General features: G+C 68.1%; 13 protein-coding genes. 8 read left to right on the top strand and 5 right to left on the bottom strand.

The features are described 5' to 3' along the window. Window positions 1-4 precede the first annotated feature (4 nt). Entirely contained in the window at window positions 5-1,288 is a 1,284-nt protein-coding gene (locus AB0J64_RS00265; protein ID WP_364018394.1) for an MFS transporter, read from the bottom strand. A 102-nt stretch (window positions 1,289-1,390) separates the two neighbouring features. Here AB0J64_RS00265 and AB0J64_RS00260 point away from each other — a divergent pair, with 102 nt between their 5' ends. Beyond that, window positions 1,391-2,083 (top strand): GntR family transcriptional regulator, encoded by a 693-nt coding sequence (locus AB0J64_RS00260; protein ID WP_364018392.1) that lies wholly within the window; start codon window positions 1,391-1,393, stop codon window positions 2,081-2,083. A 41-nt stretch (window positions 2,084-2,124) separates the two neighbouring features. On the opposite strand, the gene AB0J64_RS00255 is transcribed toward AB0J64_RS00260, so the two are convergent. Continuing rightward, entirely contained in the window at window positions 2,125-3,483 is a 1,359-nt protein-coding gene (locus tag AB0J64_RS00255) for a HAMP domain-containing sensor histidine kinase (protein ID WP_364018390.1), read from the bottom strand. 178 nt (window positions 3,484-3,661) lie between these two features. Between AB0J64_RS00255 and AB0J64_RS00250 the strand changes: the two genes are divergently transcribed. Further along, the gene (locus AB0J64_RS00250; protein ID WP_364018388.1) at window positions 3,662-4,486 is read left to right on the top strand and encodes a helix-turn-helix transcriptional regulator; all 825 of its coding nucleotides are present in this window, start codon (window positions 3,662-3,664) and stop codon (window positions 4,484-4,486) included. A gap of 10 nt (window positions 4,487-4,496) precedes the next feature. On the opposite strand, the gene AB0J64_RS00245 is transcribed toward AB0J64_RS00250, so the two are convergent. Both AB0J64_RS00245 and AB0J64_RS00240 read right to left on the bottom strand, forming a co-directional pair. Beyond that, a complete protein-coding gene (locus AB0J64_RS00245; protein ID WP_364018386.1) occupies window positions 4,497-4,979 on the bottom strand; it encodes a (2Fe-2S)-binding protein in 483 nt (160 codons plus the stop codon). Beyond that, entirely contained in the window at window positions 4,976-5,863 is an 888-nt protein-coding gene (locus AB0J64_RS00240) for an FAD binding domain-containing protein (protein WP_364018384.1), read from the bottom strand. The genes AB0J64_RS00245 and AB0J64_RS00240 overlap by 4 nt, the downstream gene beginning before the upstream one ends. A gap of 59 nt (window positions 5,864-5,922) precedes the next feature. Between AB0J64_RS00240 and AB0J64_RS00235 the strand changes: the two genes are divergently transcribed. The 6 genes from AB0J64_RS00235 (at window position 5,923) to AB0J64_RS00210 (ending at window position 21,985) form a co-directional block, all read left to right on the top strand. Next, window positions 5,923-8,184, top strand: a complete 2,262-nt coding sequence (locus AB0J64_RS00235) for a xanthine dehydrogenase family protein molybdopterin-binding subunit (RefSeq protein WP_364018382.1) — start codon at window positions 5,923-5,925, stop codon at window positions 8,182-8,184. A 60-nt stretch (window positions 8,185-8,244) separates the two neighbouring features. Then, window positions 8,245-9,516, top strand: coding sequence for an extracellular solute-binding protein (locus tag AB0J64_RS00230; protein WP_364018380.1), 1,272 nt, complete (start codon window positions 8,245-8,247; stop codon window positions 9,514-9,516). A gap of 112 nt (window positions 9,517-9,628) precedes the next feature. Then, complete coding sequence (locus AB0J64_RS00225) at window positions 9,629-10,189, top strand: TOPRIM nucleotidyl transferase/hydrolase domain-containing protein (RefSeq protein WP_364018378.1); 561 nt, start codon at window positions 9,629-9,631, stop codon at window positions 10,187-10,189. Between the two features lie 435 nt (window positions 10,190-10,624). Then, window positions 10,625-11,968, top strand: a complete 1,344-nt coding sequence (locus tag AB0J64_RS00220) for a glycosyl hydrolase family 28-related protein (protein WP_364018376.1) — start codon at window positions 10,625-10,627, stop codon at window positions 11,966-11,968. A gap of 1,180 nt (window positions 11,969-13,148) precedes the next feature. Continuing rightward, window positions 13,149-21,500: a DNRLRE domain-containing protein gene (locus tag AB0J64_RS00215; protein WP_364018374.1), complete on the top strand. Its 8,352-nt coding sequence runs from the start codon at window positions 13,149-13,151 to the stop codon at window positions 21,498-21,500. A gap of 107 nt (window positions 21,501-21,607) precedes the next feature. Further along, complete coding sequence (locus AB0J64_RS00210; RefSeq protein WP_364018372.1) at window positions 21,608-21,985, top strand: hypothetical protein; 378 nt, start codon at window positions 21,608-21,610, stop codon at window positions 21,983-21,985. A gap of 90 nt (window positions 21,986-22,075) precedes the next feature. Here the strand turns inward: AB0J64_RS00210 and AB0J64_RS00205 are convergent, their stop codons facing one another. Further along, window positions 22,076-25,180 (bottom strand): BTAD domain-containing putative transcriptional regulator, encoded by a 3,105-nt coding sequence (locus AB0J64_RS00205; protein WP_364018370.1) that lies wholly within the window; start codon window positions 25,178-25,180, stop codon window positions 22,076-22,078. Between the last annotated feature and the right edge of the window lie 18 nt (window positions 25,181-25,198).

The following is a 25,198-nucleotide window of genomic DNA, read 5'->3' as shown; positions in this document are numbered from 1 at the left end:
GTCCCTACCCGAGGGGCTCCACCCGCTTCAGGATCACCGCGTACGTGAACGCGCCCAGCAGCGCCACGCACGAGATCACCATCAGCGGGACGGTGAACGACGACGTCTTGTCCACCAGGAAGCCGACCATGATGGGGCTGATGATGCCGGCGAAGTTCGAGGCGAAGTTCTGGATGCCGCCGATCGAGGCCACGTGCCGGTCGGCCGGGGCGACGTCCGCGGGGAGCGCCCAGATGTTGGAGGCGGCGAACGTCGAGCCCGCGTACGCGATCGACAGCAGCGCCAGCGCCATCCACGCCTCCGGCACCCAGACCGCGACGCCGATCACCGTCGAGACCAGGAACCCGCCGGAGATGAAGAGCTTCCTGACGCGGGTGAGCGAGTCGCCCCGGGTGATGCGGCGGTCGGACAGCCAGCCGCCCAGCCACTCGCCGCCGATGGCCACCAGACCCGGCAGCGCCCCGAACAGGCCCAGCTTCAGCAGGCTGAACCCGCGTTCCTCCACCAGATAGGTCGGGAAGAACGTGAGGAAGAAGTAGACGACCATGTTGAGGCAGAAGAAGCCCAGCATCATCGCCCAGATCGTGCGATAGCGGAACAGGTCCCGCCAGCGGAGCTTGGTCGCGCCTTCATCGTCGCCCTCGAAACGGGCGCCGCCCTCGCGCAGGTAGGCGAGCTCCTCCTCGGTGATCTTCGGATGGTCCTGCGGGTCCCGGTACGTGCGCCACCACCCGAACGCCCAGAACAGCCCGATCACACCGATGATCGCGAACGTCCACCGCCAGCCCAGCCAGCCGATCAACGCGGTGACCACGGGCAGCGCGATGACGGCACCCACCCGCGAGCCGGAGTCCCAGATCCCGGTGGCCAGCGCCCGCTCGTGCCGGGGGAACCACCGGCCGGTGACCTTGGCGCTGGTCGTGGCGGCCGGGCTCTCGCCGATGCCGAGCAGCAGCCGTACGCCGAAGAGCGTCCCGAAGCTGCTTGCCAGCGCCGTCAGCGAGGTGAACAGCGACCACCAGATGGAGGCGAACGTGAACGTCCTGCGCGGCCCGAACCGGTCCACGAACCAGCCGGCGGCGAGCTGGAAGAAGTCGTAGGACCAGAAGAAGGCGGCCAGGATCATGCCTTCTTCGGTCTTGGAGAGCTTGAAGGTCTCTCCCATGAACGGCAGGGCCACACCCAGGCTGGCACGGTCGAGATAGTTGATGACGAGCCCGGCGAAGACATAGCTGATCATGTACCAGCGCAACCGGCCGCGGACAGTGGTTCGGAGGGTGGTGGCCATCGCGATCCTCAGTAAAATTTCCTATTGGATATTTCCGCTATGTTGCATACAACGCACGGTGCCCGTCAAGACCCCCTCAAACCAGGCCTCGGAGTGTGAAGTGTGGCTAATGAGCTCGAAAACCGCTTAAAGGGCCGCGTTCCGGCAGCCCGGCGCAGCGTCCTCACCGAGGACGTCTACGAGCGCGTCAAGAGTCTGATCATGAACGGCGACCTGGAGCCCGGTGCCCGCGTCAACATCTACGCCGTCGCCCGGCTCCTCGACGTCTCGCAGACGCCGGTGCGCGAGGTGCTGTCCGCGCTGGAGTCCGAGGGCCTGCTGACCAAGGAGGCGCTGCGGGGCTACTCGGTGGCGCCCCAGCTGAGGCCGGACCAGATCGCCGACCTCTACCAGCTCAGGCTGCTCCTGGAGCCGTGGGCCGCGGCGCGCGCGGCCGAGCGGGTGACGGCCGAGGCCCGCGAGCGCGTGCGCGCCGAGCTGGCCAGCGTCCCGCAGGCGCCCCAGGGCACGAGGTATGAGGAGTACCACGGCCTGGCCGAGCACGACGCGCGCTTCCACGACCTGATCGCCGAGCTCTCGGGCAGCGAGGCGCTCAGGGAGTCGCTCCGGCGTACCCACGGCCACCTGCACCTGTTCCGCATCGGCTACGCGGGCAGGCGCACCGGGGATCCCACGCTGGCCGAGCACGCCCGCGTCGTCGAGGCGGTCGCCGCGGGCGACGCGGAGGCGGCCTCGGAGGCGATGCGCGCCCACCTCGCCGCCGCCCGCGACCGCTTTCTCGAGCTCGGCCCCTGACCTGCCGGAATCGCCGGCTGCGCTGGACGCGACGCGGCGCTCTAGACGACGGCGCTCAGGTGTTTCGGCCGGCCGGCCGGAGGGCCGTCGAGACGCGGGAGCCGCAGGACGAACCTGGCGCCGCGCGGCGCCTCCTCGGCCTTGAGCGTGCCGCCGTGGCTCAGGGCGATGTCACGTGAGATGGCCAGCCCCAGCCCGCTGCCGCCGGCGTCGCGGCGGCGGCCGTCCTCGAGGCGGGTGAACCGTTCGAAGATCCGCTCGAGGTCGGCGGGCGCGATGCCCGCGCCGTCGTCCGCCACCGTCAGCACGGCCTCGCCGCCCGCGGCGGCCACGGAGACGTCCACGGCGCTGCCGGCGTGCCGGACCGCGTTGCTCACCAGATTGGCGAGCACCCGTACGAGCTGGATACGGGATCCGCGGACCCAGACCTCCGGGGCCGCGTGGACGCGCACGGGTACGCGGCCCGCACGCGGCGCCTCCTGGCTCACCAGCCGCCCGAGGTCGATCGGCTCGGGCGGCGCCGGGTCCCCGGCGCCCAGCCGCGCGAGCACCAGCAGGTCGCCGACGATGGCGTCGAGCCGGTCGGTGACCGACAGCGCTGAGCGGATGGCCTCGTGCGGATCCACCTCGCCGGGGTGGAGCAGCGCCTCCTCCAGTTGCACCCGCAGGCCGGCGATCGGGTTCCTGAGCTCGTGCGAGGTGGTGGAGGCGAACCTGCGCTGCTGCGCCACCGCCTCGTCGAGCCGGTCCAGGGTCTGGTTGGCGGTACGGACGAGCATGGCGACCTCGTCGTCGGCCGGCGGCACGGGCATCCTCAGGCTGAGGTCGCTGACGGTGATCTCGGCCAGGCGCGCGCGGATCGCCTCGATCGGACGCAGGGTGCGGCCCACCGTTCTCCATGAGGTCCAGGAGACGATGGCGAGGAGGGCGAGTGCCGCCGCTGTGAGCGCGTACTCCAGGTTGTGGCCGCGCAGCAGGGCCGGCTCGCGGCGCTCCGCCAGCACGACCGGGGCGTCGGCCGCCGTGGTGATGCGGACGGCCACCAGGAGGCGGAACCCGTCGGTCCGCCGCTGGACGCGGTCGTCGACGGGCGGCCGCAGCGTGCTCAGCGCCGGGCGTCCGCGCGCGGAGCGGCTGGCGGCGAGTACCCGGCCGCGCGGGTCGACCAGCTGGATGAGAGCGAGGTCGCCCGAGGTGGGGATCACCTCGGGAAGCGTGCCGGCCCGGGCCGCCGCGCTCCACTGGCTGGCGACCTGTTCGACCCGGTTGAAGGCGTCGTCCTCGACGCGGTAGCGGATCGCCAGCGACGAGGTGACGCCCACCACGGCCAGCGCGACCAGGGCGAGCAGCGACGTGACCACGGTGGAGCGCGCTCGGATGGACCGGGGGCGAGAAATCACGGTCGTCGTCTCCTTTTCCGTCATGTCGACGGTAAGGCGGGACGAGGTGAGGAGGGTGGGTGTGTGACGCCCAGGAAACACGTACACCTGGATGAATGCCGACGGACGCGGCGGTGCCGCCTCAGCCTGGTAGTGACACACCCACCCTGGCTCTCAAATCCCGACATATCGTAATGAAATGGACAGCCGTAAGTTGTTGGGCGAGTTTCTCCGCGCGCGCAGAGAGATCACGACGCCTGCGCAGGCGGGGCTCCTCGATGTGGGCCCGCGCCGGACGCCGGGGCTGCGGCGCGAGGAGGTGGCGATGATGGCCCACCTCAGCACGGATTACTACATCCGCCTCGAACAGGGCAGGGAGCGCCACCCGTCCGAGCGCGTGCTCTCGGCCCTGGCCCGGGTGTTCGGGCTGACGCCCGAGGCCACGGCCCACATGCACGCGCTGGCCCATCCCATGCTCCAGCTCCGGCGGCCGCCTGCCCGGCGGGTCAGTGCCGACCTGCGTACGCTGATCGGCGGCTGGCCCGGCACGCCCGCGCTGATCTGCGACGGCCTCATGAACGTCCTGGCCGCGAACTCTCTCGCCGACGCCCTGTACGACGGGTTCGAGGACCGCGACAACCTGCTCCGCATGATCTTCCTGGATCCCGTGGCCCGCGAGTTCTATCCCGAATGGGAGAAGTCGGCCCGTTCCAAGGTCGCCCACCTGCGCCTCGTCGCAGGGTCGCAGCTCGACGACCCCCACCTGGCCGAGCTCGTGGGGGAGCTCTCGGTCAAGAGCCCCGACTTCCGGAGGCTGTGGGCCCGCCACGACGTCTTCCCCAAAGTGGGCGAGGTCAAGCACATGCGCCACCGGGAAGTGGGGGAGCTGGAGCTGACCTGCGAAGTCTTCTCGGTGAACGGCTCCGACGGCCTGCAGCTCATCACTCTGCTGGCCCAGCCGGGCAGCCCGTCCGAGGAGGCGCTGAAACTGCTGGGCAGCCTCGCCGCACCCGTTCGCGGCTGAAGTCGCCTTTTCACTGGCTGTCGTCCCCGCGGAGGCGGGACGCGGCGCGCATCGCGGCGCGGCGGATGCCCGCGTACCCGGTGCAGCGGCACAGGTTCGAGGCGAGGAGTTCGTCGAGCCGCCGCTCGTCCTTGTCCAGCTCCGGCTCCTCGGCCAGCGCGCCGGCGAGCAGCATGAGGAAGCCGGGGGTGCAGAAGCCGCACTGCAACGCGTGCTCGGCGGCGAACGCCTCCTGCAGCGGGTGCAGCCGGTCGCCGACAGCCAGCCCTTCGACGGTGCGGATGTCGGCGCCCTCCATCTGAACGGCCAGGGCGAGGCAGGAGCGGATGGCGGTGCCGTCGATCAGCACGGTGCACGAGCCGCACACCCCGTGCTCGCACCCCAGCGTGGTCCCGGTGAGCCCGAGCCGGTCGCGCAGCACGTCGGCCAGGCTGGTCCGGGGCTCGACGTCGAGCCGGTGGGTCCGGCCGTTGACCATGAGTTCGACGTTCATGGGTTCCCCGAGTCCGCGCTGCCTGTCGCTTTCCGGATGGCGCGGGTGAGGCAGCGCCGTACCAGAGTGGCGAGCGCGTGCCTGCGGTAGGCGGCCGGCGCGTGCGGCTCGTCGGGCGGGTCCGTCTCGGCGGCGGCCCGCACGGCGGTCTGCGCCAGCAGCTCGGGCTCCGGGAGCTCGCCGGTCATGAGACGCTCGGCCTCGACGGCGCGGAGCGGCACGTCCGCCGCGTTCGCCAGGCCGATCCGTACCCAGTCGACCCGGCCACCGGAGAGCCGCAGCATGACCAGGGCGGCGGCGAGGGCGAAGCTGCCGTGCGTGCGGCGGAGCTCGGCGAACGCCGCGACGGCCCCGGCGGGCGGACGCGGCAGCCGGACGCCGGTGACCAGCTCCTCCGGCAGGCAGGCCGTGGAGAAGGCCCCGCGGAACCACGAGTCCGCGGGCACCGTGCGCCCTCCCGCCGGGCCTGCCACCTCGATCCCCGCGCCCATGGCCATGGCCAGCGCGCACCACTCCGACGCCGGATGCGCCCACGCCAGGCTCCCGGCGAAGGTGCCGCGCGCGCGGATGGGCGGGTGGGCGACGTACGGCGCGACCTGGCGGAACAGCTCGGCCAGCGGGTCGTCGAACCGGGCGTGCTCCAGCTGGACGTGCCGGACCAGCGCGCCGACGTGGACCGAGCCGTCCTCGACCGCGATCTCCGACAGCCCGGGGACGCGGTTGACGTCCACCAGCAGGGCCGGGCGCGTGGTCCGGCAACGCAGCTCGATGAGCAGGCTCTGACCGCCTGCCAGCACCCGGCTCTCCGGCCCGCGCTCGGCCAGCACGGCCACCGCCTCCGGCACGGAGGCAGGAGCGACGTAGGCGAATTGTGCCGGTTTCATGTCACCCATCCCGGGAATCCGATATCGACGTTGGTACCGAAAGCGGGGGTGTCCAAACATTGCGGTACATCGGGATGCCGCTCGCGCGGCGTGAGGATCGCGACCTGGTCACCGGCCAGGCGCGCAGGGTCGCCGATCTGGACCTCACCGGCACGCTCGAACTCGCCTTCACCCGGAGCCCGGTGCCGCACGCGCTGATCCGCGGGGTGGATGTCGCCGCCGCGCTCAAGGAGGCGGGTGTGGCGGGCGCATGGTCCGCCGCCGACCTGCCGTACCTCGCCGGCCGTGACCTGCCCGGCGAGGACGGCGCGCCACCGTGGCCGCTGCTGGCCACCGGCCGCGTCCGCTACCCGGGCGAGGCGCTCGCCGTCGTGGCCGCCGGTACGCGCGCCCAGGCCGAGGACGGCGCCGAAGCCGTCCGCCTCAACCTCGAGCAACTGCCCTTCACCCTCACCCCCCGCACCGGCGACTGTGACAACCTGGTGGTCGAACGCACCTTCGGCGAGCCGGCCGACGACGTGTTCGCGACCGCCCCGGTCGTGGTCGAGGCCGCCTACCGCGAGCAGCTCCTGCTCCCCACGTCGCTGGAGCCGAGGGCCGTGCTGGTCGATCCGGGGCGCGACGGCCGTCTCACCGTGTACGCCTCGCACCAGGCCCAGCACCGGCTGCGCGACTCGCTCGCCGCGGCGCTCGGGCTCGGCAGGGACCGGATCCGGGTGATCGTCCCGGCCACCGGCGGCGCGTTCGGCGCCAAGAGCCAGACCTACCCGGAGTACGTCGTCGCCGCCCTGCTGGCCGTCCACCTGCGCCGGCCGGTCCGCTGGTGCGAGGACCGCGCCGAGGCCATGCTGGCCGGCCCTCGCGGTCGCGGCCAGACCCAGCGCGTACGGCTGGCGGCCGACGAGGACGGCGTCTTCCTCGCGTACGAGCTCCTGATAGACGCCGACATCGGCGCGTACCCGCACACGGGCGCCTTCGTCCCCATGATGACCGGAGCCATGAGCACCGGCGCGTACCGCACCCCGAGAGTGCACACCCGGGTCCGCTGCGTGCTCACCAACACCGCCCCGACCACCTCCTACCGCGGCGCGGGCCGCCCGGAGGCCGCCTACGCCCTCGAACGCACCGTGGACCGGCTGGCCCGCCGGCTCGGCATGGACCCGGCCGAGCTGCGCCGCCGCAACTTCATCCGCCCCGACCAGTACCCGTACCTGACGCCGACCGGCCGCACCTACGACTCGGGCGACTACGCCGCCGCGCTCGACCAGGCCCTCGCCGCCGTCGGCTACGACGAGGTCCGCGCCGAGCAGGCCCGCCGCCGCGAGGAGGGCGAGCCGCCGATCGGCGTGGGCATCGCCACGTACGTCGAACGCTCGGGCGGGCCGCCGGACAGCGACGAGTTCGGCAGCGTGGAGGCCTGCCCTGACGGCACCTTCATCGCCCGCGTCGGCTCGACCTCCACCGGGCAGGGCCACTTCACCGCGTTCGCGCAGGTGGTGGCCTCGGTCCTGGACGTGGACGTCGATCGGGTCCGCGTCGTCGAGGGCGACACCGGCGAGGTGCCCTACGGCTTCGCCACGTTCGGCAGCCGCTCCATGCAGGTGGGCGGGGCGGCGCTGTGGCGTGCCGCCGAGTCCCTCGTCGCCACCGCCCGCCGCCGCTGCGCCGAGCTTCTCGGGGTGGAGGAAGAGGAGGTCTCGTACGCGGCGGGCCGCCTGGTGGTCGGAGGCGACACGTGCGCCGAGCTCCTGGCGGACGATTTCACGGCCGGTGTCGCGGCGGGCCCGCTCCCCGGGCTCCCCATCGGCGAACTGGTCGCCCGCACCGGCCCCCTACGCGCCGACGAGATCGTCGCCCCACCGCAGGCCTTCCCGTACGGCGCGCACGTCGCCGTCGTGGAGGTGGACCCGGACCTCGGCACCGTCCATGTGCGCCAACTGGTGGCGGTGGACGACTACGGCGTGGTCGTCAACCCCATGATCGTCAGCGGCCAGACCCACGGCTCGATCGCCCAGGGCCTCGGCCAGGCCCTGTACGAGCAGGCGGTCATAGGCGAGAACGGCCTCCCGTACGCCACGACGCTCCTGGACTACCTGCTCCCGACGGCTGCCGACATGCCCCCGGTCACCCTCCTGGAGACCACCACCCCCAACCCCAACACACCGCTGGGCGCCAAGGGCGCGGGCGAGGCCGGCTGCATCGGCATCCCACCCGCCATCGTGAACGCCGTCTGCGACGCCTTGAACATCGACCACATCGACATGCCCCTGACCCCCGCGGCCGTATGGTCAGCCCTTCCGACAACATCATCGCCCCGGTAATCTTGCGGAACTCTCTGACTCCGGTGGAGAGTCACCCCCCAATCCCCAGGAGGTGGAGCCGTGGGCTCCGGCAAGAAGAGGTGGACGGCGGCGTTGCTGGCCACCGCTGTGCTGTCGATCACTGCGGCCTGCGGCGGCGAAGGCGCCGGCGGCGACGTCAAGCTGCGTTTCTCCTACTGGGGCAGCGCCGCGAGGCAGAAGATGACGCAAGAGGCGATCAAGAAGTTCGAGGCGAAGAACCCGAACATCGACATCGAGGAAGAGTTCTCCGACTTCGGCAGCTATTACGACAAGCTGGCCACGAAGGTCGCGGGCGACGAAACGCCGGACGTCATCACCCTCGAGATCCGCGGCCTGCGGGAGTACGCCGAGCGCGGCACGCTCACCGACCTGTCCAGCACGGTCAACACCGCCGACATCGACAGCAAGGTGCTCGCCACCGGTGCCATCGACAAGAAGCAGTTCGCCATCCCCACCGGCGTCAACGCCTGGTCCCTGGTGGTGGACCCGAAGGCGATCAAGGACGCGGGGCAGCAGTTACCCGACGACACCACGTGGACCTGGGAGCAGTACGCCGATCTGGCGGCGAAGATCACCGCAGCGACCAACGGCAAGGTCTACGGCACGCAGCAGAGCTTCAACCCGGCCTTCCTGCAGATCTTCGCCGCTCAGCGGGGCGAGTCCTTCTACGAGGGCGACAAGATCGGCATCTCGCCCAATACGCTCAAGGCGTGGTGGGCCGTCCACCGGAAACTGATCAACACCAAGGGCTCTCCTGACGCCGCCAAGAGCGTCGAGCTCGGTGCCCTGGGCGAGGACAAGTCCCTCTTCGCCACCGGCAACGGCGCGATGGGGATGTGGTGGAGCAACCAGCTCGGCTCGATCAACAAGGCGTCGGGCAAGGAAGTGGACCTGCTGCGGATGCCGAAGCCACAGGGCGCCGCGACCGGTGGCATGTTCCTGCAGCCCGCGATGTTCTACACCGCCTCGTCGAAGTCCGAGCACGCGGCCGAGGCCGCCAAGTTCATCGACTTCATGATCAACGACCCGGAGGCGGGCCAGATCATCCTCAGCGACCGCGGCCTGCCGGCCAGCTCCAAGGTGCTGGCGGCAGTGAGGGACAAGCTTCCGGAGACCGACAAGAAGACGCTGGCCTTCCTCGACAAGGTCAAGGACGAGCTCACGGACTCGCCCGCCGCCCCGCCGAAGCACGCCAGCGCCATCGAAGACATCCTCAAGCGGTATACGAACGAGGTCCTGTTCGGCCGGATGGCCCCTGACGATGCCGCACGCAAGCTCATCACGGAGGCCAACGCCCTCATCGCAGGCTAGAGGACCGCACACGTCGACGCGCTGCCAGGGGAGTGGCGCGTCGCCGGCAGAGACGACCTGCAACGCCGTAAAAGGGGATGAACCTTTCCAGGCTCGGTGCAAGGCTGGGCTCGTGAGCGACACGCAAACCGTGGTCCTGGTCGAGGGCGCCAGTGACAAGTCGGCGATCGAAGCGCTGGCCGAGCGCCGTGGCCGGAACCTGGCGGCCGAAGGCATCTCCCTGGTGGCGATGGGCGGCGCCACGAACATCGCGGCGTATATACGGAGGTTCGGCCCTTCCGGTCACAATCTCCGGCTGGCCGGTCTGTGCGACGTCGGGGAGGAAGGCGATTATCGAAAGGCCCTCGAGCGCGCCGGCCTTGGAGCCGATCTCAACCGCAGCGATCTGGAGGCGCTCGGATTCTTCGTGTGCGTCGCCGACCTGGAGGACGAGCTGATCCGCGCCCTCGGCACGGACACGGTCGAGCGCGTTGTCGATGCCGAGGGCGAGCTCAGCTCATTTCGTACGCTCCAGAAGCAACCCGCATGGCGCGAGGGCGCCACTCACGACCAGTTGCGCCGGTTCATGGGAGCGGGCAGTGGCCGCAAAATTCGCTACTCCGGCCTGCTCGTCGGGGCTCTCGACCTCGATCGCGTGCCGAGGCCGCTGGATATGCTGCTGGCCCACCTCTGAGGCAGTCGGAGAACGGGGCGGAGCTGTTTGCGGTAGACCTTCTCCGTGACCACGGCGTCCTTGTGGCCGACGAGCCGGGCGATGCCCTCCGGTATCGGGGAGAGGGGCCGTGGGAAGCGACGACCGCAGGGTGCGGCACGGCGACGGGACCGCCGCCCTCACACAGTTCGTAGAACACGGCTCGGCATGTACACGTCCACGCCACGACGCGGACACGGTCCAAGGCACCACATGCTTCCAGCCACTCTTCCTTTCCCCCCGCGCCACCCAGCCCCTGGCGTCACCCACCGTCACTCCAAGACGATCAACAACCGTGATCAACCCACGGCGCCGGCCCCGCAAAGCGCGAAGAGCCCCCAAACTGGGGCAATTTCACAAAGTGATCTAGAACTGATTTAATCCGCAAATTCAACGCTATGAGAGGAACTTTGCCTGATGGAGCCGAAGAGCCCGGATGTGCGGCGGCGGGCGTTGTGGGGCGCTGCCGCAGGCCTGGCGGGTGCTGCCATGATCGCGAGAGCCCCGTCTGCGGCGGCAGACACGATCCCGCTGGACTGGTTCAACGTGAAGGGCTACGGCGCGGTCGGCAACGGATCCGATGACGACACCTCGGCAGTCCAGGCAGCGATCGATGCCGCAGCGGCGGCTGGGGGCGGAACCGTGTACTTCCCCGCCGGGAAGTACCTGGTCACCCCGACGACCAGCGACCCGGCCCTGTCCATCAACGGCAACGGAGTGCGACTGGCCGGCGCGAGCAGCAAGGCCTCCATGCTGGTCAAGAAGGCGAACGGCATCCTGTTGCGCATGTCCGGAGCCCCTACCGACACGAGCGGGGCCAGGCATCGGCGCTACTGTTCGATTGAAAACCTCGGGTTCAACGGCAATGGCAAGACCGGACTGCTGCTCGAGCTCTACTACAACGATAATTCCTACTTTCGCGATGTTTTCATGTCGAGCAACAACGACGTGTGCATCGACGCCGTCGAGTTCTGGGACTCCCGGTTCTACAACCTGGTGATCGAAGAGAGCACCGGCACGGCGAACAGCAGTACCCAGCCCAACGTGTGGCTTCGCAACTCCTCGGCCACGAGCGGCTGGGGATACAGCGCCGACAACATCAACCAGATCCATTTCATCGGATGCCGCATGGAGGCATTCGGCACCGGCGCCCTGTGGATCACCCAGGGCACCGCGAAGAAAAATAATCCCAACGGGATCTACCTGACGGACTGCAAATTCGAAACCTCCCAGATGCAGGGCGGCCCTCATCTGAAGGTCGACGCTTCCTGCAAGCACGTCTATGCGACCAATATCTATGCCTACGCGGGTGGTTTTGCCTCTGGGTATTCCACTGCGCAGAACATCATCGCCTGGGCGGGAAGTGCCGGCGCCCTGGAGAACGTGCTGATCGCCAACGTCTCGTCGACGGCGACGGTCAACTCAGGGGTCGATCTGTACTCCGGCCCCGGCTCGACCGCCGTCCTGCGCAACGTCGTGGGACAATACGCCACGAGGCCGACCGGCAGTCATATTTACTACGAGGCCTCGAGCACCGGCGATTTCTGGGTGGAGAACTGCCACGCGAACATCGGAGTGCAGTCCGGCGGTGCCATCCCGACCAAGAACCAGGCGAACCCGCCGCTGCGCATGGTCGCGGGCGCGGTCAGCGACTCCTCGTTCACGCACACCCCGGTCGACGGGACACTTGCCGTCGACTCGACCAACAAACGCCTTTACGTACGGGTGGGCGGCAAGTGGCTGTCGACGGCGCTGAGTTAGTGGCGACGCGAAAGCGTGACGCATTAGTTTGAGGGCTCTTCGCGCTTGACGGGGCCAGCGCTGTGGGAGCGCTATTTCTGCGCCTGTCCGAGCGGAGTGCCGGCATGCAGAGTGGGCTGTTCATGCTTGGGCTCTTGCGCCAATTTATCTGCTTGCCCGGGCGGTTCCCGGGTCTGGCCGGGCGGGGTATGTTGCCAGCCCTTTTCTGGAGATGCGCTCGGTGATGGTTGGGGTATTTCGGTGGTGGCGGATTTCGTCGTCTTGGTGGGTGCATTCGAGGGGACGGCCGCCGTTTCCGACGTTTGCCGCGGCTGAGTCATACGGGCCGCGGCGGGGGGTGTGGTCCGGTTTCGGCGTGCGGCGGATGTCGTAGGCGGGGCAACGGGGCGGGTGGCGGTGGGGCCGGTGGCCGGGTGCGTGCGCGGGTTCGGTCTGACCGGTGTGGCGGTGGCATGGCCGGCCAGGGCAGCCGGGGATGGCGTGGTGGCGACGCCTTCGGGGACGGGCACTTCGTCGAGAGTGGGGGAGCCGGCGGGGATGCCGATCAGGAGGGCGGCGAGGACGAGCTGAGCAAAGCCGGCCAGAACGGTGGCGATGCGGATCGCCCGTCCGCGGCTGTGCCGCTGCAGCGTGCTCGCCTCATGAGGCTGGATCTTCACCGTGGGGGTGTTCCGGCCGCGGGCATGGGTTGTCCTCCTGAGGGTGCGGGGCGGGCAGCGGCAAACCTTATCGATCTACACATGGATGGCGGCAGCGGTCAAGAGCCCGGGCTGAAGCGGAGGAGGCCCGCCGGACCTGAGTGGTTGCTGTGAGTTTCCTGGGAGTCACTCATGCCTCGCTCGCTTTTGGAACGAGCTGACCTGCTGCGTTTACCGACAGTGACCTTGACGGTCGGTGGGTGAAGTCGTCGGCGCCGGAGGGATCTTCGCAGGCTGGAGCCCCAGACGAAGTCTTTCGGTGGTGTGTTCGTAAGTCCTCGTATGTCACGTTGCGTGGATCTTGACCGAATGTCCCGGTTTGTGGCGTGATTCGGATGTTTTGCTCTCGTGGATCTTTAGATCCTCCTTATCCGCCTATGTGGAGTGTGCTGGTGTTTGACCTGCGTTCAAGACGGCCTCGGCCGGTCACAACCCGTCGCCGTCGAAGTCACTTACGGTTAAAGCGCCTGCTTGGGGCGGCCGTGGCGGTGACGCTGACCGCCTCGTTGGCCTCACCGCCGCCTGCCTCGGCGCAGACCGCCACCGTTGCGTCTGCCGAGCCGAATCTGATCTCCCGCGCCGCCGGCTGGCTGACCAGCCAGGTGGCCGGCTGGTTCGCCGAGGAGCCCGAGCTCCGCTCGAGCACCCAGAAGATCACCCTTCCCGGCCGTGACGGCAGCCCCGTGGCCGCCGCGCAGGCGGCACCGCCCGGCAAGCGGGTCAAGGAGCTGACCGGCAAGCGGTGGCGGTACGGCACCGTGTACGAGCTGGAGGACGGCCGCTCGCAGGCCGAGCTCTCCACGCGGCCGGTGTACTACCAGGATTCCTCCGGCGACTGGCAGCCCATCGACACCACGGTCGGCTCGGCCGAGGGGGACGGGTTCGTCCAGGGCAACGACAAGGCCGGGTTCGAGTCCCGCTTCGGCGACAAGAGCGACAAACTCGCCCGGATCGCGGTGGGCAAGCGGCAGGTCACCTTCGGCGTGGCCGGGGACGCGCGTCAGATCACGCCGCAGGCGAACGGCTCGACCGTCACCTACCCCGGCGTGTGGGACGGCGCCGACCTGGTCTACACGGTCACCGCCTCCGGGGTGAAGGAACACATCGCGCTGTCCAAGCCGCCCGCGGCCGGCACGGTGTACGCGTTCACCGTCAAGACCGGCGGCGGCGTGCAGGCCCGGCAGAACAGCGACGGGTCGATCTCCTTCACCGACCAGGACGGCAAGAAGGCGTTCGCCATCCCGCGCCCGTTCATGTTCGACAGCGAGAACGACGCGGCCTCGCCGTACGGCAAGCGCGCCGGCGCCATCACCCAGGAGCTGTCGGAGCAGCAGGGCGGTGAGGTGACGATCACGCTGAAGCCGGACGCCGCCTGGCTGGCCGCACCCGAGCGCAAGTGGCCGGTGGTGATCGACCCCACCATCAAGATCAGCGACTGGGCGCCCAACAACGTTTTCGACACCTACGTCACCAACGCCGCCGCCACCGGCAACTTCGCCGACTCGTGGAAGCTGCCGGTGGGCAAGACCTCGGCCGGCCTGAACCGGGCGCTGCTGTACTTCGGCGCCGCCGACGCGGACGTGCTGCCGATCGGCACCCGCATCGACCAGGCCAAGCTGGAGCTCTACTTCGACCAGGCGCTGGGCGAGAGCGCGGCGGTGACGCTGGCCGCACACGAGATCACCGACGACTCCTGGACCTGGGACCCCCTCAGCGTCTCCTGGAACAACCAGCCCGCCTTCGCCGCCACCGCCGCCTCGACGGTGACCCGCAACGTGAACGAGCTGTCACGCTGGCACAGCTTCGACGTGACCGCGATGGTCAACGCCTGGTACTCCTCGGCCGGAGCGCCCATGGGCGGCATCCTGATCAAGGCGGCCAACGAGGCCAAGACCGCCCCGGTGGGCGGCGTCTCGTACCAGGCGATGGACGACTTCACCGCGGTCGATCCGCTGACCGTCGACCCGACCGCGCACCCGCGCCTGCTGGTGACGTTCGGCAAGCCGTCGGTGACGCTGGACCAGCCGACGGTGGCGACCTCGGTGGGCGCGTCGCTGTCGTGGTCGGCCTACGCTGACCCGACCCCCGGCGACGCCTCCGACGATCTGGCCGAGTACCGGCTGCGCCGCACCTGCCCCAGCGGGTGCCAGATCACCTCCAACACCACTGGCGGCGGCGTGGACGACCTGGTGGCGACGTTGCAGCCGGGTGCCACCTCGTACGTGGACACCAGCAGCGGCGCCGACCCGGACGCGGCGGCGGACCCGTCGTACACCCACAGCGCCGACTACTGGGTGGAGGCGGTGCTGAAGAACGGCGAGGTCGTGACGTCGCAAAAGGCGCGGGTGTTCCTGCCCAAGCCCGGCTACGTCACCAAGACCCTGTACGGCAGCGCCGACACCACCCTCGCTTCGGGCGAGCCCACCGCCGGACATGACCTGGTCAGCGGGCAGAAGCGGCTCCAGGTCGGCAACACCGCCACCGCCCTGGTCAACACCCGCGCCGTCGTCAAGTTCGACGACTACACCAGCGAGATCCCGTCCGGCGCGCAGATCGCCGACGCCCAGCTGTCGCTGTGGCAGGCCACCGCCACCGGCACCGGCGCGTCGTTCACCGCACACAAGGTCACCAAGACCTTCGACGAGGCGGCGACCTGGAACAGCCCGTGGACCACCCCGGGCGGCGACTTCGATGCTGCCGCGCTGGCCACCGTCTCCGGCCTGACCGACACCGCCGGCTGGCGGCGGTGGAGCGTCACCGACGCCGCCAAGGCATGGACCGCCGACGCGGCCGCCAACAAGGGGCTGCTGGTCAAGGTCGGCAACGAGGCCGGCACGGCCAAGCAGTCGGCCCAGTTCCTGGCCACCGAGACCGGCGAGCCGCTGCTGCGGCCCAAACTCGCCGTCACGTACGCCGAGAGCGGCACCGGGTCGACCTCGTTCTATGCGCCGGGCACCCCGGAGCGACTGGACGCCGGCGCCACCGCCTCGATCACCGTGATGGTCAAGAACACCACCACCGAGACCTGGCCGGCTGCCACCACCCGGGTGTCATACCACTGGATGCTGCCCAACGGCACCGACATCTCCACCCCGGACAACCAGATCAAGACGCCGCTGCCGTACGACCTGGCACCCGGCGCCGCCGTCACGGTGGACGCCCAGGTCAAGGCGCCAGCCGCGAGCAGCAACCTGGCCGAGGGCGCCCAACTGGTGTGGGACGTGCAGGACACGACCACCAACAACTGGAAGTCGGCCACCCACCACCTGCCGCAACTGCCGCAGCAGATCCGCATCGACTCCCCGACCAGTGACCTGCTCGGTCTGGAGAAGTTCTACTCCTACACCGGCAAGAACACCGGCGCCGGCGCTACAGCGCTGGTCAACCCGTACGCCGGCAATGTGGTCTGGGGATACAACGCCTTCTCCAACCCCTCCCGCGGCGCGCAGACGTTCGCCCGGATGACCTACAACTCGCTGGATACCTCCACGGCCTCCCTCGGCTACGGCTGGAGCCTGCAAACCTCGACGCTGGCCAAGCTGGGCTCGCAGCTGCAGTTCCAGCCGCCCGGCCAGCGCTGGCCCACCCAGATCAGGCTGACCGATGGTGACGGCACCACGCACGTGTGGACGCTTTCGGCTGAGGACCCCCACACCTGCCTGCCCGACACCTGCGCCTACACCAACCCACGCGGCGTGCACCTGTACCTGCAGCGCGTACCGGAATCAGCGGCCGAACCGAGCCGCTACTCGCGGGACCCGGCCCGGCAGTGGGTGTTCACCAAGCCCGACCGCACCCAGTTCTTCTTCGACGAGGAGGGCTTCCAGTCGGCGATCGTGGACAAGAACGGCAACACCATGTCGTTCACCTACGAACGGCGGCACTCCAACAACAAGCCCACCAAGTTCCTGCAGTTCATCACCGACGCGGCCGGCCGCCAGACCCTGACCTTCGACTACTACGCCAAGGGCCAGGACTACACCTACGTCGACGACGCCGGCCAGGAAGTCAGCGACACCAAGCTGACCAACCCGCACATCATCGACAACGTCGAGTCCATCACCGACATCGCCGGCCGGAAGGTGACCTTCACCTACACCGACAAGGGCCTGCTGGCCAAGATGGTCGACGGCGCGGGCGACGACGAGGCCAAGACGTTCGGCTTCACCTACGACGCCACCCAGGGCACCAAGAACGTCAAGCTGGTCGCGGTCAAGGACCCGCGCGGCAACAGCACCAAGCTGAAGTACTACGAGGCACCGGTCGACCCCAAGGACCTGTGGAAGGCCGAAACCCTCACCGACCGGCTCGACGGCGTGACCAAGTTCGACTACGTCGACCCGGACGGCCCAGATGGCGCAGTGATCGATGCCACCATCACCGACCCGCTCCAGCACCAGACGAAATACCTGCTGGACGCCTACGGCCGGCCCGACAAGATCACGAACGCCAAGGGCGAGATCACCGATCTGGACTGGGATCCCGACCATAACGTCACCACGCTGATCGAGGACAACGGCGCCACCACCACGTGGGAGTACGACCAGAAGACCGGCTACCCGGAGAAGATCACCGACGCGGAGGCCAACAAGAACTCAACCCCGCCCACGGTGCTGACGTACCAGAGGGGTCTGAACGGCTACGTCGCCGACCTGACCGGCAAGACCAGCCCGAAGGGCAACGCGTGGAAGTTCGTCTACGACGCCAACGGCAACCTCACGAAGGTCACCGACCCGCTCGGCGTCCTGACGTCCGGCGATCCTGACGACTACACCACCACCTACGAGTACGACGGACTGGGTCAGCTGACCAAGGCGATCGACGCCAAGGACAATCCCACCACGTTCAGCGACTACCACCCGACCGGCTACCCGCAGAAGATCACCGACGCGTACGGTGTGGAGACCCCTGCTGAGGGCGATCACACCACCACAACCGAGTACGACGTGCGCGGCAACGTGCTGTCGGTGACGGACGCGCTGGGCAAGAAGACCACCCAGACCTACGACGTCTTCAAACGCCCGCTGGAGTCGAAGGTCCCCAAGGACCAGGACAAGAACCAGTTCATCGTCACCCCGGCGCCGATCTACGACCGTAACGACAACATCACCAAGACCACCGCACCCAACGGCGCCGTCGCCACCGCCGACTACGACAAAGCGGACCAGCTGATCGAGTCGATCCTGCCCAAGGACACCACCGACGGGCCGGAGCGCAAGGCCACCTTCACCTGGGACCTGGCCGGCAACCTCAAAACCCAGACCGAACCCAAGGGCAACCTCGCAGGCGCGGTCCCGGCCGACTTCACCACCACCTACATCTACGACCCGATCTACCAGCTGACCGACGTCATCAACGCCAAACAGCACAAGATCACCTACGAGTACGACAACGTCGGCAACACCACCAAGGTCGTAGACCCGCGCAAGAACGCCACCGCCGACACCGGCGACTACACCACGTTCTCCACCTACGACCTCAACCACCGCGTCACCGCCGTCAAGGACGCCGCCGGCTTCGAGGTCTCCTCCGAGTACGACCTCGATGGTCAGGTCGTGGGCCAGACCGACCAGGACAAGAACAAGACGATCATCGTCTACAACGAGCGTGGCGACGTCATCGAAACACGTGTCCCGCACTCGGGGACCGGCGACGCCCTCAAGTACGTGATCACACAGTTCGCGTATGACGAGGTCGGCAACAAGACCAAAACCATCACCCCGCGTGGTGTCGAGACCACTGACGACCCCGACGACTTCGTCGCCGAAACCACCTACGACAAGCTCAACCGCCCATATGAGCAGATCTACCCCTTCGACAAGGACGACCCCGTCTACAACACGGCAGACAAGGTCATCTACACCTACGACGACGTCTCACGGCTGAAGACGATCTCCCATCCGCCGTCGCATGGCCAGAGCATTCGCAACCTCACCACGATGACCTACTGGGACAACGGTTGGTCCAAGACCACCACCGACCCGTGGGACATCAAGACGACCTACGACTACAACGACCTCGGCCTGCAGAAAAACCGCACCGTCACCAGCGCGGGCGGCTCGTCGCAGCGGGCTTTGGACTGGGACTACTACCCGGACGGCAAACTCAAGACCCACTCCGACAACGGCGTCCCGCTCGGCCTCGACGTCGTCCTGTCCGACAACTCCGACACCGGCCAGGTCACCACCGCTGGTACCTGGACCCCCGGCTCAGGCGGCAGCTCAGCGTCGAACATCGTGGGACCCCAGGTCGAGGCGGCGACCGGGTTCGTCGGGTACGACTACGCCACCGCCCCCGCGGGCACCGGCCAGTCCTCCTTCACCTGGAACCTGACCACCCCCACCGCCGGCACTTACAAGGTGCAGGTGCAATACCCGACGGGTGCCACGGCCACCAACGCCAAGTACACCGTCAAGCACCAGGGCGGCCAGGAGACCGTCACACTCGACCAGACCAAGAACGCCGGCACCTGGGTTGAGCTGGGCAGCTACACCTTCACCGCCGGCACCACCCACAGCGTCACCCTCACCGACGACGCCAACGGCACCGTGGCGGCCGACGCCATCAAGCTGGTGCGCGACAACAGCGGCGACACAGACACCGAGAAGAAGGACTTCACCTACACCTACGACGCCAACGCCAACCTCACCAAAATCGAGGACAAGTCCCCGACCGCCAAGATCGACGTGTGGGACATCGCCTACACCAACCTCAACCAGATCGACACGATCAAGGAGTCGCTCAACGGCACCCTGAAGAACACCACCGGTTACAGCTACAACGAAAACAGCGCCGTCATCGAGCGCACCCACGACAAGACCCTGGCCACCTACCGCTACGACGTACGTGACCTAGTCGATGAAGTGGTCAACAAGAAGTCGGCCACCGACCCGGCACCGAAGACCACCCGCTACAGCTACACCAAGCGCGGCGAACGCTTCACCGAGACCAAGGCCAACGGCAACACCGTCACCTACGACTTCTTCTTGTCCGGCGTCCTGCGCCAGTCGATCGAGAAGAAGCCCAACGCCACGGTCGTGGCCGAGCACACCATCGGCTACCAGGGCAACCTGCAGCGCGCCAGCGACCACGCGAAGATCCAGAACGCCGACAGCCCCGGCGCCTACCTGGAACATGACTACGTCTACACCTACGACCCCCGCGACCGCATCACCAAGACCGTCAAGACCCCGGTCGGCGGCGGAGCCGCGGAGACCGAGACCTACTCCCACGACCCCAACAGCAACGTCTGGGAAGAAGAGGTCCTCGGCAAGAAGACCACCTTCACCTACGACCGCAACCGTCTGATGACCTCCGTCACCAACGGAGCCACCAGCACCTACACCTACGACCCCTACGGGCGGCTGCGCACCATCCAGGGCGGCGGCAAGACCTGGGAGAAGTACACCTACGACGGCTTCGACCACGTCACCCGCCACGAGAAGCTCGGTTCCGACGGCACCACCAACACCGTCACCACCTACACCTACGACCCGCTCGACCGCACCACCGCCAAGACCGAAAAGGAAGGCACCGCAAACGCCAAAACCACCACCTACTCCTACCTCGGCATGTCCGCCGAGGTCCTGGACGAAGAGGTGGCCGGCAAACTCACCAAGTCCTTCCAATACTCGCCGTGGGGCGAGCGCCTGTCCCAGGTCAAGGTCAAGGCCGATGGGGCGGAGGAGTCCTCCTACTACGGCTACAACCCGCACACCGACGTTGAGCAGATCACCTCGGATGCGGGTGACACCCGTGCGACGTACGGCTACACCGCCTATGGCAAGAACGACGACAAGCTCTTCACCGGCGTCGACAAGCCCGACCCTGTCGACCCCACCAGCAAGGAGGAGTACAACCCCTACCGCTTCAACGCCAAGCGCTGGGACAACTCCACCGGCATGTATGACATGGGGTTCCGCGACTACAACCCCGGCCTCAACCGCTTCCTCAACCTCGACACCTACAACGGCGCCCTCGACGACCTCTCCCTCGGCCTCGACCCCTGGACCGCCAACCGCTACGCCTTCACCGGCGGCAACCCCATCAACAACGTTGAAATCGACGGTCACAGTCCGGATAACTGTCTATATGGAGTATGTTCTGATCAAGTAGCGCAGGATGGTCCTCTTAACACCGGGCCAAAGATGGCCCCGACCCCCGAAGCTAAGCCCACATCGAGCACCGAGAAAGAGGTAATACCAGAACCGGCTCCGGCAAGCCCCGGGCCCCGCGACCCCGCCAAGTACGGAGAGATGTGCAAGGCGATTCCGAAGGCGTGCGGGTCTACATGGCAAGAGGCTTCACACGCTCTGTTCGGGCCACTGTCCTTAATCCCTGGACCAACTGGAATACTCGGTGCCATTGGAGAAGCCGTAACCAGCTTGTCGGAAGGGAAGAAAGAAGACCTCCTATTGCTGGCTGCTGCGTTTTTACCTGTTCGCCAGCTGAAGCTTACGGGGAAGGCAGCAGGCGCGACCCGCCTAGGACGTTATCTCGTCGGCAAGGGGGATGACCCTCTCGTTCCGGAGTTAGTAACAGAGATCGAACGACGCCACCCTGGACATGTGGTTGCACAGGGCATCGATATCATCGGATCCGACGGAAAGGTGCTCACTGACTTCGATATCGTCACCAGAAACGCGGTAATCCAAGTGAAATCGGGAAGCGGAAAAGGCGCCTTGAAGCAAGCGCTGGCGACCCGAAAGCTTACGGGATATCCGGTCATAATCTATCTGCCGGGGGCAGGCAAGCATGTAGTCCAAGGGCTTGAAAGGAACGGCTTTCTGGTCGCAAGAGACCTGGAAACACTAATGGCGGTGATCAAGCCTTGAGTCGTTCATAAGTCCAACCATGCCCTTTGTGCTCCCCGTTTTTCATGATAGCCTGGGAGCGCAAAGGGCATCTTTTATGCGTGTCATCCTACTGTCAGGAGTGATTTATGCGCCCTACAATTGTACTACTTGGCTCTTCCGACACGATGGCCATTATTGCAGCCCGATTGAAATCGTATGGAACGTATGAGGAAATGGATATTTGGGATCGACTATCTGCAGATGGCTGCATATATGGAATCGATGTGTCCGGAGATGTCTTCGATGAATACGATGAAGGCGAGCTGGAGGGCCTGCATATCGAAGATATGAATGCTATCCTCATTGAATACCAATCCGCATCGTGCATTAGAAATCTATTGCTAACCATTCTGGCCGGACAAAGAGGCTTCCTGGATACAAATTATGGAAGAATTATTGGCTTCGACGAGGTATGTGACCGCTATAATCGAGAGCCAAGCTGGGATTGGAGACGTGAAAGCTAGTGCTCCCGAGGAAGCTATAGATGACTTTGGGCTGCCTCTGGCCTGCGCACTGATCTGCTGGCGACGCCTCACTTCATTGCGTTAGAAGCTCTAAGGGGTATCACCCTCAAGCGGTAGCGGATTCGCAGAGTGCTCGCCGTACCGCTCGATCAAGGCAGCCACCTCGCCGGCCTCCGACGACGAGATGGCGTCCAGGACCTCCAGGGAGCGGCGCCAGGCATCGAGGGCCGCGGGGAGGTTCCCGGCGTCGCGGTGGACCTCGCCCAGGGCGCGCAGGGCGTGGCCGCGGCGGCGGGGTAAGGGGGTGGCCTCGCAGATCGCCACGACGTCGGTCAGCGTCGCCACCGCCTCGCCGAAGCGCTGCTGCAGGCGCCGGAGCTCGGCGAAGGTGAGCAGGACGCGGGCCTCGCCCAGTCGCTCCCCGACGTTCCGGTAAATGGCCAAGGACTGGTGCAGGAGGCGTTCGGCGGCGGCGAAGTCGCGCTGGGCGAGCCGGGCCGAGGCCAGCGCCAGGGACGCGTACGCGGTGCCCCTGGGGAAGCCGAGCGTGTCGAAGCAGGCCATCGCCTGGCTGAAGCAGTCCTCGGCGGCGGCGTGGTCGCCGCGGGCGAGCTCGATCTCTCCGAGGAGCACTCTGGCGAACTCACGGGAGCGGACGTCGCCGATGTCCTCGGCCAGCCGCATCGCCCGGCGGACGTACGGGGTCGCGAGGTCGAGGCGGCCCTGGCTGACGTGGATGCGGCCGATGCCCCGCACGATGGTGATCTCCGTGCCGCGGTCGCCGGTTTTCGCGAGGGCGTCGGCGGCCTGGTTGTAGCAGGCCAGCGCGTCCGTGTGGCGGCCCTGGAGGCCGCGGAGCTCGCCCATGTTGACCAGGGCCAGGGCATGCCCGTGCCGTTCCTCGGCCTTCTCGAACAGCTCCAGGGACTCCTCCAGGAGCCGCTCGCTGCGGAGCATGTCGTACTGGGCGATGGACAGCCTCGCCAGCCCGTTGAGCACGCTCGCCTGGCCGCGGACGTCGCCCGACGCGCGAGTGGCGCGTAGAGCCGTCTCGTGCGTCGTGCGCCACTCGTCGTAGAGGCTGCGGGTTTCGAACAGGCTCACGGCGCTGGCGGCGAGCTCCCAGCACAGCTCGTCGGCGTCCAGCGCCGCGCTCTGGCGGACGCCGGCGACGATGCTCGCCCGCTCGGCCTCCACCCAGGTGAGCGGGTCGCGTATGACGATCTCGGGCTGCCAGAGCGGGCTGTCGCCGCGCAGGAGGCGGTAAGCGCCGCCGCACAGCCGTACGTGCGCCTGCCGGGTCAGGGTGAGGCAGGCGCTCAGGGCGCGTCGGACGGCCGCGGTCCGCTCGTCCTCGGGCTCGTCGGCTTCGGCGCATTCGCGGGCGTACATGCGGGTCAGGTCGTGGAAGCGGAAGCGCGTGTGGCCGGATGGGTCGGGGTGCGTCGTTTCCGGGAGGCGCGCGGATGGGTCGGGGTGTGCCGTTTCCGGGAGGCGCGCGGACGGGTCGCGGGCCGCCACGTCCAGGAGACGTGCGTCGGCCAGCTCCTCGATCAGGTCCTCGGCCTCGTGGTGCGGCAGGTCGAGCAGGGCGGCGGCGGTCCAGACGGCGAAGTCCGGCGCCTCGAGCAGGCCGAGCAGCCGGAACAGCCGCCGCGCCGCCGGCGTCAGGCCCTGGTAGCCCACGGCGAGGCTGGCCCGCACCTCCTGGGAGCCGTGGGAGAGCTGGCGCAGCCGGCTGCCGGTGTCGTTCAGCCGGGTGACCAGCCGGCTCAGGCTCCAGTGCGGCCGCGCGGCCAGCTTGGCGCCGGCGATGCGTACCGCGAGGGGCAGGCCGCCGCACAGGTGGACGAGCATGTCGGCCTCGCCCGGCGCCTCGGCCGCCCGGTCGGCGCCGATGAGGTGCCGCAGCAGCTCCAGTGCCTCGCCGGAGGGCATCACCGGGAGATCGATCATCCGCGCCGCGGGCAGCGCCGACAGCCGGTGCCTGCTGGTGATCAGGACGGCGCATCCCGGCGTGCCCGGCAGCAGCGGCTGGATCTGGCCCTCGTCGGCCGCGTCGTCGAGCACCACCAGGTAGCGGCGGTTCGCCAGCTTGTCGCGGAACAGTTCGGCGCGCTGGTCCAGGCCGCTCGGCACGGCGGCGCTGTCGACCCCGAGCGCGCGCAGGAACCGGCCCAGCGCCTCCTCCGGATCCACCCGGTGGTTCCCGGCGCTGCGCAGGTTGATGTAGAGCTGCCCGTCAGGGAAGTCGTGCCGTACGAGGTGGGCGACGTGCACGGCCAGGGCCGTCTTCCCCACGCCCCCTTGGCCCGAGATCGCGCAGAGCGGCACCGCCGGCGCCCGGTACTCGCACAGGGCCTCGACCGCCGCCGCCACCTCCTCGCCCCTGCCGACGAAGTCGGCGATGTCAGGAGGCAGCTGGCACACGGCCTGCGGCCCGGCCGCGGCGGACGGCAGCTCGCCGCGCAGGATCGTGGCCTGCAACCGCCGCAGCTCCGTGCCCGGCTCGATGCCGAGTTCCCGTACGAGGACCTCGCGGGCCTGCCGGTACGCCTCCAGCGCCTGGTCCCGCCGGCCCGTCCGCGCGAGCGCCAGCATGAGCAGGTGCCAGGCCCGCTCCCGCAGCGGCTGGTCGGTCAGCAGGTGACGCAGGTCGTCGATGACCTCCCGGTGAGGGCCGACGACGAGCCTGGTCTCCGCATAGTCGAGCCGGGCCGCGGTACGGCGTTCCTCCAGCTCGCTCACCATTGCCGGCATGTCGCCCCCGAGCCGGGCGCCCTCGGCGGGACTTCCCCGCCACAGGGCCAGCGCTCGCCGGAATCCCTCGGCCGCGGCCCGGGCGTCGCCCCGCTCGACGTTCAGCCTCGCCTGCCGTACGCCTTCGTCGAACACGAGCAGATCGACCTCTCCGGCGCCGGTCTGCAGGAGGTAGCCGGACCCTTTGGTGAGGAGGCGCGAGCCCGGCGGCAGCGTCTTTCTCAGCTGGGCGACGTACGACTGGAGGTTGGCCACCGCGGACGGCGGAGGCTTCTCCCACAGCGCGGCGAGCAGGCGGTCCTGGGAGACGGGGGAGTTGACGTTGAGCAGCAGACTGGCCAGCAGCGCGCTCTGCTTGCCGCTCAGCTCGACCGGCTGCCGATCGCCCACCCGGACGAACACTGGTCCCAAGACGCCGAAGGTCACATCCGCCACATCGTGCTCCCACGTGGG

It is taken from the genome of Nonomuraea sp. NPDC049695 (genome assembly GCF_040674955.1).
Classification (GTDB): domain Bacteria; phylum Actinomycetota; class Actinomycetes; order Streptosporangiales; family Streptosporangiaceae; genus Nonomuraea; species Nonomuraea helvata.
This window is presented reverse-complemented; position numbering and strand designations above follow the sequence as displayed.

Coding starts and splice junctions, on each gene's coding strand:
- AB0J64_RS00265 (WP_364018394.1), bottom strand. CDS start 1,288: ATGGCCACCACCCTCCGAACCACTGTCCGCGGCCGGTTGCGCTGGTAC.
- AB0J64_RS00250 (WP_364018388.1), top strand. CDS start 3,662: ATGGACAGCCGTAAGTTGTTGGGCGAGTTTCTCCGCGCGCGCAGAGAG.
- AB0J64_RS00245 (WP_364018386.1), bottom strand. CDS start 4,979: ATGAACGTCGAACTCATGGTCAACGGCCGGACCCACCGGCTCGACGTC.
- AB0J64_RS00240 (WP_364018384.1), bottom strand. CDS start 5,863: ATGAAACCGGCACAATTCGCCTACGTCGCTCCTGCCTCCGTGCCGGAG.
- AB0J64_RS00220 (WP_364018376.1), top strand. CDS start 10,625: ATGGAGCCGAAGAGCCCGGATGTGCGGCGGCGGGCGTTGTGGGGCGCT.
- AB0J64_RS00210 (WP_364018372.1), top strand. CDS start 21,608: ATGCGCCCTACAATTGTACTACTTGGCTCTTCCGACACGATGGCCATT.